Below are 12,657 nucleotides of genomic sequence, written 5' to 3' on the forward strand. Positions count from 1 at the left end.
GCATCGATGACTCATCAAGCAGTGAACAGGCTGCGCCTGAGCCTGGCCGCCCTCGGGGCCGTCACGGCTTTCGCCGCTCACGCGGACACCATCAAGATCGGGGAAATCAATAGCTATAAAGCGCAGCCCGCGTTTCTAATGCCCTACAAGGACGGTTGGAACCTGGCGCTGGAGCAGATCAACGCGGCAGGCGGCGTCAACGGCAACAAGCTGGAGGTCGTTTCACGCGACGATAACGGCAACCCGGGCGATACCGTGCGCGTCGCGCAGGAACTCGTTTCGCGGGAACAAGTGAAGCTTCTGTTCGGCGGGTATCTGTCGAACACCGGACTCGCGTTAGCGGATTACGCCAGGCAGCGGCATATCTTTTTCCTCGCAGCCGAGCCGCTGACCGACAAGATCGTCTGGCAGGACGGTAATAAGTACACCTACCGTTTGAGGCCATCGACCTATATGCAGGTGGCCATGCTCGTCCCCGAAGCGGCCAGGCTCAAGAAGAAACGCTGGGCGCTCGTCTATCCGAACTATGAATACGGCCAGTCGGCGGTGGCGACATTCAAGCGTCTGCTCAAGGCGGCAGAGCCCGATGTGGAGTTCGTCGCGGAACAGGCGACGCCGCTCGGCAATGTCGATGCAGGCGCTGTCACGCAGGCGCTTGCCGACGCAAAGCCCGATGCCATCTTCAACGTTCTCTTTAGCGCGGACCTCGGCAAGTTCGTTCGCGAGGGCAATACGCGCGGTCTTTTCAAGGATCGCGCAGTCGTGTCGCTTTTGACGGGCGAGCCGGATTATCTCGATCCGCTCGGCGCGGAAGCCCCCGTTGGCTGGATCGTCACGGGCTACCCGTGGTATGCCATCGATACGCCGGCTAACAAGCAGTTCGTCGCCGCGTATCAAGCGAGATATCACGACTATCCGCGCCTGGGCTCCGTTGTCGGCTACACGGCGATGATGTCGCTCGCCGACGGCCTCAAGAAAGCGGGCAGCACGGACGCGGACAAGCTCGCCGCCGCTTTCAAGGGCCTCTCGGTGAACACGCCGTTTGGCCCGATCGTCTATCGCAAGCAGGACAATCAATCGACGATGGGCGCTTATGTCGGCGTCACCGCGCTGAAAGACGGCAAGGGCGTGATGAGTTCGTTCCGCTATATCGACGGTGCAAGCGTGCAGCCTTCGGACGAAGAAGTGAGGAAGCTGCGTCCCGCGGACTAATCAGCCTTTGGGAAAGGGCTTGCTAACGAATTTCGACCCTGCAAGCCCGAAGCGCCAGGGCACATCCATCGCCTTGCTGATGCCGATGCGCGGACCCGTGACGACATCGAATGCTTTGTCGGGCGGCTCGATACAGAAGGGCGCTTCGAGCAGCGACGCGCCGTTATCCTTGTGCGTGATGCCGAGCGCCTGCGCGAGCCGGCCTGGCCCGGAGCACAGCAGCTTGACCGGTTCGACCCCGCGCCGCTGGCGCATGACGTCGATGCCCGTCAACGGCTCGATTGCGCGAATCAGCACGCCGGCGCCGTGGCCGGCTTCGCGGCATACGAAGTTCAGGCACCAGTGGATGCCATAAGAACGATAGACGTAAGCATGGGCGGGCGGCCCGAACATGACTGCGTTGCGCGGCGTGGGGCCCGAGAAGGTATGCGACGCGGGATCTTCACGGTCGTAAGCCTCCGTTTCCACGATGCGCCCGCCGACGCCGTCCACGGTGAAGCGTGCGCCGATGAGGCGCCGCGCGACTTCGTCCGATGCGGCCGAGAAGTCGATGAAGGGATGTTTGATTTTGGCGTTCACAGGCATCATTCTAATCAAGGATGCGCATAGGGGACGCGGCAAAAGAGCGTGATGATTCCGGCACGTCGAATCGATAAAAGCGCGTTAGCAGAAGCTTTCAAATGACGTGACAAAAGCACCGATGTGCGTGTAATCTTCGCGGGCTCGCAAAGCAAAGGCCGCCAAGCAGCGGTCCGAAGAAAGCGTTCCACTTTCCTGAGCCACTCCGAGCCTCAGCAAACGTTCTCCGTGAGCTTGCACCTGCAAGCCAGCGCGACTCGAGCCGGGCGATTTCATCGCCTCGCGCTCAAAAAGAAATATCTCTCTCTCTCAAGTTTTCCACGCCGCTGCCGATAGCAGCGTTGCGCGTCGTCACTTAAGCCTCGAATTGAAGCCATTTTCGCCCTCTAAAAGGCGAACTTATTTCTGGCTCGTTTGGCTACGATGTGCTTCGCCCGGTCCTCCTTTTTGCCGGGTCCACACCTACCTCAACTCGTCCTCTAAGGAAATTCAAATGCGCAAGTTCATTAAGGCGTTCGTCCGCGATGAGCGCGGCGTCAGCGCGATGGAATACGCGATTCTGGCCGGCATCATCGCGGTTGCTCTCGGCGCCCTCGCCAGCAGCTTCTCGACCAACATCCAGAGCTGGTTCACCGACCTGAACAGCCGCGTTACGTCGGCTAAGTCGGCTGCAAGCAGCGGTAGCTAACGCAACGCCAGATCCGCGCGCCGCGCGGATCTGTTTTTCTCCACTTAACCGGTCCGAAAAGTGCAGCTCGCTTCCCTTGCCATCCGCCTTGGCGTGCTATGCGCGCTTCTCGTGCTCGCGGTCATCGACGTGCGCGCGCGTCGCCTTCCGACAGGCATCGTGCTGGCGATCGGCTCGCTGTTCTTTATCGACGCATTCATCGTCAAGATGCCGCTCGATCAGATAATTTCGCATCTGACGCTGGCGGTCGCCGTATTCGCGGTTTGCGCCGCGCTGTTCGCCGCGAAGATGCTCGGCGGCGGCGATGCGAAGCTCGCGGCAGTCATTTTCCTGTGGTCGGGCCTGAGCCTTTCGCTCCCCGCACTCACCCTCATTTCCGTGATCGGGACGCTGGTGTCCCTGATCAGTCTCGCCACGCGCAACATGAACGCCGACCAACGCTCGGCGCCGATGCGCGCGCTGGCCATGTTTTCCGGCGCGCGCGGCGTGCCTTACGGTGTGGCGCTCGCGCTCGGCGGCGGTCTCGTGATCGTGCTGCCGGCCGCGCTGCCACTGATTCTGTCGCATTGAGGCGGCGCTCCCATGTCCAACATCATCAAGTTCGCCGTGCTGCTCGTCGGCGCTTTGCTCATCGCCATGATCGTGCGCGTGGTCGTCGCCAGCGCATCGAAGCCATCGACGCCCGTCATCACGACGGAGAAAGTGCTCGTCAGCGCCGCCGCGCTGCCGCAGGGCCTCTTGCTGCGCGATGAAGACATCACCTGGAAGTCGATGCCGACGCCCGACGTTCCGGCCAACGCCATCGTTGCCGGTGCGCCGGATGCGCCCGATCTGAAGGGCGCGCTGCTGCGTCATCCGGTAAATCAGGGCGCAGTCCTGATCGCCGACGACGTGATCCTGCCGAACGCGCCGGGCTTTCTGGCCGCGACGCTCAAGCCGGAGATGCGCGCCGTATCCGTCGCGGTGGACGACGTGTCGGGCAATGCCGGCCTGATCCAGCCGGGCGATTATGTCGACCTTCTGCTCACGCAGCAGATGGACCGCCGCACCGATTCGCCGGACATGGCCGTATCGAGCGAAACCGTGGTGGAGCATGTGCGTGTGCTCGCCGTCGGTTCCGAAATCAAACGCCCGAAGGCGAACAGCGACGCGACGGACAGCGGTATCCGCGCGCGCACCGTCACGCTCGAGGTCACGCCGCGCATGGGCGAAGTCGTCGCCGTGGCCGCGCGTCTGGGCAGCCTCTCGCTCGCGTTGCGCTCGTTCGCCACCGTGAGCCGCGATCCGGCCGCCGCCGCTGCCGCCGCGAGCACCACGGCCGCCGAGCGTCCGCCGATCTGGGCGGGCGACATCTCGCGCGCCGTGCGTGATCTGCCGCGCAACCGGGCGCAACCGGGCGCGCCGGCAGCCAGCGTCGCGCCGCCCGTGCCGCGCACCGTGGCCATCTATCGCGGCTCGGAAAAGAGCGATGGCCAGAGCGTCGCGCAGGCCGGCAACGTCGCCGGCACGCCGCCGCTGCCGACTGTCCCCGTGCTGCACAACTGATCGCGCGCAAGCGGCCGGTGCATCCGGCGACCAAGGAAACGAATGTCATGAAGAAGCAGTTCAATGCGAAAGCCAGTCCGGCGCTGCCGGTTGCTCGCGGCGTGTTCGGCGCGCTGGCGTGCGCCGGGCTTTTCGGCGCAGCGGCGGCGCAGGCGGTCGAGCCTCAGTTGATTCCGATGCCGTCGTCGGAGTCACAGTCGCAGCCGCAGCCCGCGCCGCACGCGGTGCGCGTCGCCGCGCGCGCGGGCAGTCCCGTCAACGCGCAGCGCGGCGTCGTCACCTCGGACGCCTCGCCCGGCGTGCTCGCGCTCGACGCGGGCAAGGGCTCGATGCTGCATCTGCCCGAGGATGCCGTGTCGGTGTTTGTCGCCGATCCGGCCGTCGCGGACGTGCAGGCGCCGTCGCCGCGCGCCTTGTTCGTCCTCGGCAAGAAGGCCGGCTCCACGACGGTGTATGCGCTCGGCGCCAACAACCGCCCGATTTTCCAGCGCACGGTGGTCGTCAATCGCGACATGGTCTCGCTGCGCGCGATGCTCAAGGCGCGCTTTCCGAATATCGATGTGAACGTGAGCGGCGCGCAGGGCTCGCTCGTGCTGACCGGTCAGGCACAGGATTCCGCCGATGCCGACGCCATCGTGCAGGCCGTGTCGTCGCAGCTTGCGGACAAGGAAGTGCTCGTCAACCGCATGACGGTCGCGCGCCCGTTGCAGGTGCAGTTGCGCGTGCGAATTACCGAAGTGGATCGCAATGTCACGCAGCAATGGGGCATCAACTGGCAGGCGATCGGCAATGCGGCGGGCAACTGGTACAGCGGCATCTTCAGCGGCCGCCAGATCTACAACTACAACAACCCCGTCACCGGCTCGAACGGCTCGGTGACTTACCCGGTGAATCTGGCGAGCAACAACGCGTTCTCGCTGCTGACTGGCTTCAGGACCAACAACACGGATATCCGCGCGCTGATCGACGCGCTCAACCAGGAAGGTCTCCTGACCGTGCTGGCCGAGCCGAACCTCGTCGCGCTGTCCGGGCAAACGGCCAGCTTCCTCGCGGGCGGCGAGTTTCCGATCCCCGTATCGCAGACGAACGGCGCGATCTCCGTCGAATTCAAGCAGTTCGGCGTCAAGCTCGATTTCACGCCGACGGTCTTGAACGACCGCCGCATCAGCCTGAAGGTGCGCCCCGAAGTGAGCCAGATCGACTCGACGGCCAGCGTGACGACGGGCGGCGTGACCGTGCCGGGCCTGTCCGTGCGCCGCGCCGACACGACGGTGGAGCTCGCGAGCGGCCAGAGCTTCGCGATCGGCGGGCTGCTGCAGAGCAACACCAGCGACGTCGTTTCGCAGGTGCCCGGCATCGGCTCGTTGCCGATTCTCGGCAAGCTGTTCTCGTCGACCAACTACCAGAACAACAAGACCGAGCTCGTCATCATGGTGACGCCTTACATCGTCGAGCCGACGGATCCGGCCAAGCTGCGCTCGCCGATCGAATCGCTCGTGTCGCCCGCGAGCGACGTGGAATACGCGTTGGGCCGCGGCTTCGGCGCGCCGGAAGGATCGCGGGCGGCCGCGGGACAGCCTCGTCTGGTCGGCGCCGCCGGCTATGTCTATTGAGATCGACGCCATGACTCACCTTCGCCTCGTTTCGCTTCTCGTGGTGGGCGCGTGCGCCGCGCCGCTCGCCGGCTGCATCAAACCGCCCGCCGGCATGCCCGACGCCCGTGTGATCGGCTATGACGGCCACAACGCCGTGCCGCCCGACTGCGACCAGCTCCAGCGCGCCTCGCTTTTGACGGACAGCGGCGTGCGCCGCCCGGCGATGCAATGGGGCTGCGCCACGTACACGAACCTCGCGGCGCAACTCGCGCGGCCGGAGGACGCCGCGCATCCGCAGACGCTCGGCCCGGCCGATGCCGCGGTCGCCGCGAGCGCGGTCAACCGCTATGAGAACGGCCGCGTGATTCCGCTCGACACGGCCACCTCGCGCAGCAGCAAGTAAGCGCACCGCACCGATAACCAGTGACAACCAAGCGATACCGAACGCCATGAGCACAACAGAGTTCACGCTGATCAAGGGCAAGGGTTCGGTCCGGGCCGCCGACTTCATCGCGTTCGTCTCGGACCGTCAGACCGAACAGGTCTTGAAGAGCTTCGTGCTCGAACAGGCGATGCCGCACGCGCATGTCGCGCTCGGCAATCTGGACGATGCGATCGCCTACGTGAGCCGCCTCGAGCGTTCGCCGCAATTCTTGCTCGTCGATCTGCAAGGCTCGGTGATGCCGCTGTCCGACCTGAACCGCCTCGCCGAAGTGTGCGAGCCGTCGGTGCAGGTGATCGCTCTCGGTGAGCGCAACGACGTCGGCCTGTTCCGCAGTCTGCTGAAGATCGGCGTGCGCGACTATCTGGTCAAGCCGCTGACGGTGGAACTGCTCAAGCGCACCATCAACGTCGCGGAGGGCAAAGTCAGTCCGGTGACGCTGGCGCGCGCCGGCAAGACCATCGCGTTCGCAGGCGCGCGCGGCGGCGTGGGCGTGACGACCGTCGCGCTCAATCTCGCGCGCCATCTGGCCGAGGACACGCATCGCCGGGTGGCTTACGTCGATCTGAATCTGACGGGCGGCGCCGCGAACAGCATGCTCGGCACGCAGACGAACGGCGGTCTCGTGGACGTCCTCCAGAACGCACACCGTCTCGATCCGCAATATGTGGAACGCACGCTCGTCGCCAACGGCGGCCGCCTGTTCCTGCTGACGGCCGATCTCGAATACGGCACGCAACGCACGCATCCGCCGGGCGCGCTCAAGCGCGTCATCGAACTGCTGTGCGACAGCTTCCACTACGTGATCATCGATATCGGCCATTCCGGCGATCCGCTCGCGCAGGAAGCATTCGATCAGGCCTCGCGCGTCTATCTCATCACGGACCGCTCGGTACACGCGACGCGCGAAACCATTCGCCTGCTGCGTTTCATCGAAGACCGCGACAACAATCCGCCGACTTCGCTCTTGCTGAACAACCCGAACGCGGCGAGCGCGGGCAAGGTGCAGACGACCGATTTCATGCAGGCAGTCGGGCGCACGGTGCTGCATGAAATCCAGTTCGAGGCCAAGGCGCTCGCCACGGCGGAGAACCTGGGCGAAGCGCCCAGGGAAAAGGCGGCGAACGGCTTCAATCAGGCCATCGTGCGGATTGCGAGCGACCTGACCGGGCAGCACGCGACGGTTGAACGCTCGCTGCTCCAGAAGTTCAGACTGAGGAGAAGCTGACATGTTCGGCCAGAAACAGGCCGCCCGCACGCCGCTGCAAACGGTCGAGGCGGAAGCCGAGAACGCGCAGCCGCTGCCGGCTGCCGCGCCGGCGCCGTCTCAGGCGCCCGCGCCGGCGCCTGCCGCGGACGCCAACGACACGCTGGTGCGTTCGGACCTGTTCAAGTCGATTCGCGCAGGCGTGTTCTCATCGATGAACGCGTCGGCGGTCGTCGGCAAGTCGCGCGAACAGATGAAGCCCGGTATCGAGGCGCTGGTGATGGAAGTCGCCGAGCGCGAGGGGCTCAACATCACGATCTCCGAGCAGGTGCAGATCGTCGGCGAACTGCTGAACGACATGTACGGACTCGGCCCGATCGAGCCGCTGCTCGCCGACGAAACCATCTCCGACGTGCTCGTCAACGGTCCGGATCAGGTGTACGTGGAACGCCACGGACGGCTGGAGCTGACCAACTGCAAGTTCCGCGACAACGCGCACGTCATCAACGTGGCGCAGCGCATCGCGGCAGGCGTGGGGCGGCGCGTCGACGAAAGCTCGCCGATGGTCGATGCGCGTCTTGCTGACGGCAGCCGGGTCAACGTCGTGCTGCCGCCGCTCGCGATCCACGGCGCGTCGATCTCCATTCGTAAGTTCTCGAAGCGCAATATCACGCTGCATCGCATGGCGCAGCAGGGCAACATGTCGCCCGCGATGGCGACCGTCCTCAAGCTCGCCAGCACCTGCCGCCTCAACGTGATCGTGTCGGGCGGCACGGGCTCCGGCAAGACCACGCTGCTCAATGCGCTGTCGCACTTCATCGGGCACGGCGAGCGCACGGTGACAATCGAAGACGCGGCGGAACTGCAGCTCGTGCAGCCGCACGTCGTGAGCCTCGAAACGCGCCCCGAGAACGCCGAAGGACTCGGCGCGGTGACGCAGCGCGACCTCGTGCGCAACGCGCTGCGGATGCGCCCGGACCGCATCATCCTCGGCGAAACGCGCGGCCCCGAAGCGTTCGACGTGCTTCAGGCGATGAACACGGGCCACGACGGCTCGATGACCACGATTCACGCGAACACGCCGCGCGACGGCATCACGCGTCTCGAATCGATGGTGATGATGGCCAACGGCAATCTGCCGCTCTTGTCGATCCGCCGCCAGATTGCGAGCGCGGTGCATCTGATCGTGCAGATCGAACGCATGCGCGACGGCATGCGCCGCGTGACGCGCGTGACCGAACTCGTCGGCATGGAAGGCGACGTCATCATCACGCAGGACCTGTTCACGTTCCGCTACGACGCGAGCGCCTACAGCGAAGAAGTGAAGGGCGTGTACGAATCCGCCGCCGTGCGGCCCGCGTTCTCGCAGCGCGCGCAGTACTACGGCCTCGAAGAGGCGCTGCTCGAAGCGATGAAGCCGGCATGAACATCAACCTGCTCACCCTCTGCACGTTCGTCATCGCGATTCTCGCGGGCGTCATGTTCTTCGTCTTTCAGGACATGCGCAAAAGCCGGCCGCACGCACGCATTCAGGCGCGCATGCAGGCGTCGTTCGCGAGCCACGGATTCATCGGCGCGCGCGAGCGCAACGCCGGCCAATTCGACACGGACCTCTTCAAGGTCAACAAGCACGACAACGCCTTCACGCGCTTCTTCGGGCCGAAGGTCTCGCGCCTCAAAGCCGTGGCGGGCGCGAGCGGCATGCGTATCGTGATCGTCGCGGCGCTGCTCGGCCTGGTGATCGCGCTCGTCATGTCGAAGCTGATGCCGCTGCCGGGCGCCGTGAAGCCGCTGCTCGTCCTCGGCCTGCCGGTCTTCGCGACGATGAAGAGCTACACGTTCCTCGTCGCGCGCTTTCGCCGCCGGTTCCTCGACGGCTTTCCGGATGTGATCGACCTGATCGTGCGCGCCGTGCGTGCGGGCGTCCCGGTGACGCACGTTATCAGCACGGCCGCCGACGAATGCCCGGAGCCGCTCAGAAGCGAGTTCAAGCTGATGAGCGATTCGCTGCAAGTCGGTCTCGATCTCGAAGAAGTGCTCGCGATGGCGATGCAACGCATCGAGATCGCGGACTTCTCGTTCTTCTGCGTGTGTCTCTTGTTGCAGCGCGAAACCGGCGGGCAACTGGGCGAAACGCTCGAAAACCTCGCGGGCATCGTGCGTACGCGCCGCGAAATTCGCACGAAGGCGAAGGCGCTCACGGGCGAGGCGCGCATCACGACCAAGATTCTGGCGGCGGTGCCCGTGTGCATCATCGGCAGCATGTTCTTTCTCAACCGCGATTACGCGATGGTGCTGTTCGAGACGGAAGCGGGCAAGAAGCTCATGACGTTCGGCGTGATTTCGATCGCGATCGGGCTCACGGTCATCAACAAGATTTCGAAGCTGGATACCTCGCGATGAAGCCGAATCAGGTCGAGACACTCATCAATCTGCTGATGCTGCTCGCGCTGTTCGCGGGCCTCGCGATCTGGTGGATGACGCGCCACGGTGGCCAGCGCGGCCGCATCGCGGAGCGTGCGCGGCTAGCTGGCGCGAACCTGCGCACGACCGCCGGCAACGCGGACGAGGAAGAGGACACGCACTTTCGCAAGCGCCTGATGCGGCGTCTCGCGCGCATCGGCGACAAGCTGCCGCTCTTCGACGCGAAGTATCGTCTCAAGCTGCAACAGGAGTTGATCAAGAGCGGCTACCGCAGCAACCTCTCGGTGTCGGTGCTGCTCGCCTCGAAGTTCTGCGTGGGGCTGGTCGGCGCGACGCTCACTGTCATGCTCGGATCGCGCATTCCGGTGCTGGGCCATTTTCCCGCCGTGCGCGGCGTGGCGATGCTGGCCGCGTTCATCGTCGGCATGATCGTGCCGGAATACCTCGTCAGCTTCATGGCGCGCCGCCGCCGCGCCGCGATGGCCAGTTGCCTGCCCGACGCGCTCGATCTGCTCGTCATCTGCACGAATGCGGGCAACAGTCTCGGCGTGTCGATTCGCCGCGTCGCCGACGAAATGAAGACGATCTGTCCGCCGCTGTCGGACGAATTCGCCTTTACCGCCGACGAGCTGAAGCTCTCCGGCGACAGCACGCGCGCACTGCACGGACTCGCCGAGCGCATCGACCTGCCGTCCATCCGCGCGCTGATTTCCACGCTCACGCAGTCCATGCGTTACGGCACGCCGATTACGCAGGCGCTGCGCACGCTGTCGCGCACCGAGCGCGTGCAACACATGGCGTCGCTGGAAGAAAAGGCCGCGCAGCTCGCGCCGAAGATGGTCGTGCCGATGATGTTCTTCATTCTGCCCGCCATCATCGCGATCGCCGCCGGCCCGTCCGTGATCCAGCTCCTCGCTTTCATCGACAAGACAAAATGAAGACTTCTCCTTCCTTCGCCCGACGCGTTTCGTTCCTGGCCGGCTGCGTCGCATTTGCGCTCGCCGCGGGCGGCTGCTCGACGACGACCACCACGCACGCGTCCACGGACCTGCGTCCGGTAAGCAGGAACGGCTCGCCCAGTGCGATGAGCGAACTGCGCATCGCGCAATCGGCGCTCGAGTCCGGCAACATGGACATGGCGACGACGCTGTACGAAAAGATCCTGCAAGGCAATCCGAACTCGGTCGAGGCGCTGACCGGCCTTGGCAACGCGCTCTACACCGTGGGCGACTTCACGCGCGCGGGCGTCTACTACAACAAGGCCAGCGCGATCGACAAGTCCGCGCCGGCGCCGCTGATCGGCGCTGCGCGCGTGGCGATCCATCAGCGACGCTTCGACGATGCCATCGCCACCTGCCACCGCGTACTGACCGAAAGCCCGGATGATCCGCTCGCGGCGGCGGGCCTCGGCGCGGCGCTCGACCTTCAGGGCAAGCACGACGAAGCGCAAACGGTGCTCACCGAAGCGTTGAAGCGCAATCCGGGCGATACGTCGCTGTCCATCAACCTCGGGCTGTCGCTCGTGATGTCGGGCAAGCCGCGCGACGGCGCGAACGTGCTGCTCGACGTGACGCGCTTTCCCGCCGCGCCGCCGCAGGCGCGTCAGGACCTCGCGCTCGCCTATGGCCTGCTCGGCAACGACGACGCAGCCGCCGAAATTCTCGGCCGCGATCTGCCGAAGTCGACGGTGCAGGACAACTTGCGTTTCTATGAAATCCAGCGTCAGCGCATGAGCTCGAACGACGCATCCGTGACCTCGGTGACCGCAGTGACCGCGGTGAGCGCGAGATGAGCGCCGCACGCCGTCCGTTCTGGCGCCGCTGCGTGCGCGACGACAGCGGGCTCTCGACGATCGAGTTCGCGATCATCGGGCCGCTGTCGTTCATCCTCGTCCTGATGACGATGGAGCTGGCGCTCGACATGTGCGTGGATGCGACGGTGCAGATCGCGGCGCAACAGGCATCGCGCACCGGGCTGACCACCGTCAACCCGACGACCGGCACGCGCTCGGATCAGGCGAAGGCGATCATCAACACGATTCTCGGCGGCTGGACGAATATCGGCGCGACCATCGCGATCGACACGGTGAGCTACGGCGCGTACGGTGCGATCGGCACCAGCAGTTCCACGGACGGCAGCCTGGGCGGTTTCGGCGATGTCGTGTCGTACAACATCACGCTGACGATGCCGCCGTTCACCGGCATTCCGAAGCTCGTCGGCATCAACCAGCTGGTGTTCCAGCGCAACTACATCGTGCAGAACGAGAAATGACATTCGCACGCCCCTTGCTGCGCCTGCTTGCGCGCTTTTCGCTACGCCTGTTGCGCTCGAACGTCGGCAGCGTGACGGTGGAATTCGTCATCATCACGCCGCTGATGTGTCTCGTGCTGTCGGGCTTCGCCGAGATCTATCTGTACATGCGCGCGGCGAGCACGCTCGAACACACGGCCTTCACGCTCGCGGATTCGATCGGCCAGTTCTCGCAGATTATCGACAGCAACACGACCGCGAACGCGAACAATCTCGGCGCGTTGTGGGCGGCCGCCTCGTTGCTCGCTGCGCCCACCGGCCTCCAGACCAACGGCGCGGTGTTCATTACCGCCGTGTGCGACCTGAAAGGCACGAGCGATTGCAAGATGCCGGGAACCTCCGACGTCAGCGCGGCGGACCAGACCGATCTCACCAAGACCGGCACGCCGTACCGAAGCTGGCAGCGGGCCGCGCCGTGGAACGCCTCGGGGCTTGCGTCGCAGATCGGCACGACCAACATGCTGCCGGCCACCTGGCCGTTCCGTGTGGGCGACTCGGCCGTCATCGTCGAGATTCTCTACAACTACGATCCGTGGGCGGCGACGCGCGCCTTCTGGAGCAGCGCGCCCGGCACGCGGACGATCTATCAACGCATCTACGTGCGTACGCGCAACGGGTTGCCGCTCAGTCTGTCGGCGTCATCATGATGAAAAGG

The 12,657-nt window shown here is 65.0% G+C and carries 14 protein-coding genes; 13 read left to right on the forward strand and 1 reads right to left on the reverse strand.

Annotated features, from left to right (window positions below):
* The first annotated feature begins 6 nt into the window (after positions 1-6).
* The gene (locus GV035_RS03635; protein ID WP_159833468.1) at positions 7-1,212 is read left to right on the forward strand and encodes an ABC transporter substrate-binding protein; all 1,206 of its coding nucleotides are present in this window, start codon (positions 7-9) and stop codon (positions 1,210-1,212) included.
* On the opposite strand, the gene GV035_RS03640 is transcribed toward GV035_RS03635, so the two are convergent.
* The gene (locus tag GV035_RS03640) at positions 1,213-1,797 is read right to left on the reverse strand and encodes a DNA-3-methyladenine glycosylase (protein ID WP_201303898.1); all 585 of its coding nucleotides are present in this window, start codon (positions 1,795-1,797) and stop codon (positions 1,213-1,215) included.
* 487 nt (positions 1,798-2,284) lie between these two features.
* Between GV035_RS03640 and GV035_RS03645 the strand changes: the two genes are divergently transcribed.
* From GV035_RS03645 to GV035_RS03700, 12 genes are read left to right on the forward strand one after another with little or no spacing between them, the layout of a single operon-like run.
* Positions 2,285-2,479, forward strand: coding sequence for a Flp family type IVb pilin (locus GV035_RS03645; protein WP_159833472.1), 195 nt, complete (start codon positions 2,285-2,287; stop codon positions 2,477-2,479).
* A 60-nt stretch (positions 2,480-2,539) separates the two neighbouring features.
* Positions 2,540-3,049 (forward strand): A24 family peptidase, encoded by a 510-nt coding sequence (locus tag GV035_RS03650; RefSeq protein ID WP_159833474.1) that lies wholly within the window; start codon positions 2,540-2,542, stop codon positions 3,047-3,049.
* A gap of 12 nt (positions 3,050-3,061) precedes the next feature.
* On the forward strand, positions 3,062-4,024 hold the full coding sequence (cpaB, locus tag GV035_RS03655; RefSeq protein WP_159833476.1) for a Flp pilus assembly protein CpaB: 963 nt from the start codon (positions 3,062-3,064) through the stop codon (positions 4,022-4,024).
* Between the two features lie 47 nt (positions 4,025-4,071).
* Entirely contained in the window at positions 4,072-5,637 is a 1,566-nt protein-coding gene (locus GV035_RS03660) for a type II and III secretion system protein family protein (RefSeq protein WP_159833478.1), read from the forward strand.
* A 10-nt stretch (positions 5,638-5,647) separates the two neighbouring features.
* Positions 5,648-6,022 (forward strand): CpaD family pilus assembly lipoprotein, encoded by a 375-nt coding sequence (locus tag GV035_RS03665; protein ID WP_159833480.1) that lies wholly within the window; start codon positions 5,648-5,650, stop codon positions 6,020-6,022.
* A gap of 46 nt (positions 6,023-6,068) precedes the next feature.
* On the forward strand, positions 6,069-7,289 hold the full coding sequence (locus GV035_RS03670) for an AAA family ATPase (protein WP_159833482.1): 1,221 nt from the start codon (positions 6,069-6,071) through the stop codon (positions 7,287-7,289).
* Between the two features lies 1 nt (position 7,290).
* Positions 7,291-8,694 (forward strand): CpaF family protein, encoded by a 1,404-nt coding sequence (locus GV035_RS03675; protein ID WP_159833484.1) that lies wholly within the window; start codon positions 7,291-7,293, stop codon positions 8,692-8,694.
* Complete coding sequence (locus tag GV035_RS03680) at positions 8,691-9,671, forward strand: type II secretion system F family protein (protein WP_159833486.1); 981 nt, start codon at positions 8,691-8,693, stop codon at positions 9,669-9,671. Before GV035_RS03675 ends, GV035_RS03680 begins: the two co-directional genes overlap by 4 nt.
* On the forward strand, positions 9,668-10,630 hold the full coding sequence (locus GV035_RS03685) for a type II secretion system F family protein (protein ID WP_159833488.1): 963 nt from the start codon (positions 9,668-9,670) through the stop codon (positions 10,628-10,630). Before GV035_RS03680 ends, GV035_RS03685 begins: the two co-directional genes overlap by 4 nt.
* Positions 10,627-11,484 (forward strand): tetratricopeptide repeat protein, encoded by an 858-nt coding sequence (locus tag GV035_RS03690; RefSeq protein WP_159833490.1) that lies wholly within the window; start codon positions 10,627-10,629, stop codon positions 11,482-11,484. Before GV035_RS03685 ends, GV035_RS03690 begins: the two co-directional genes overlap by 4 nt.
* On the forward strand, positions 11,481-11,963 hold the full coding sequence (locus GV035_RS03695) for a TadE/TadG family type IV pilus assembly protein (RefSeq protein WP_159833491.1): 483 nt from the start codon (positions 11,481-11,483) through the stop codon (positions 11,961-11,963). Before GV035_RS03690 ends, GV035_RS03695 begins: the two co-directional genes overlap by 4 nt.
* Positions 11,960-12,649: a TadE/TadG family type IV pilus assembly protein gene (locus GV035_RS03700; protein ID WP_159833493.1), complete on the forward strand. Its 690-nt coding sequence runs from the start codon at positions 11,960-11,962 to the stop codon at positions 12,647-12,649. Before GV035_RS03695 ends, GV035_RS03700 begins: the two co-directional genes overlap by 4 nt.
* The last annotated feature ends 8 nt before the right edge of the window (positions 12,650-12,657 follow it).

It is taken from the genome of Burkholderia sp. 8Y (assembly GCF_902506145.1).
Lineage (GTDB): Bacteria > Pseudomonadota > Gammaproteobacteria > Burkholderiales > Burkholderiaceae > Caballeronia.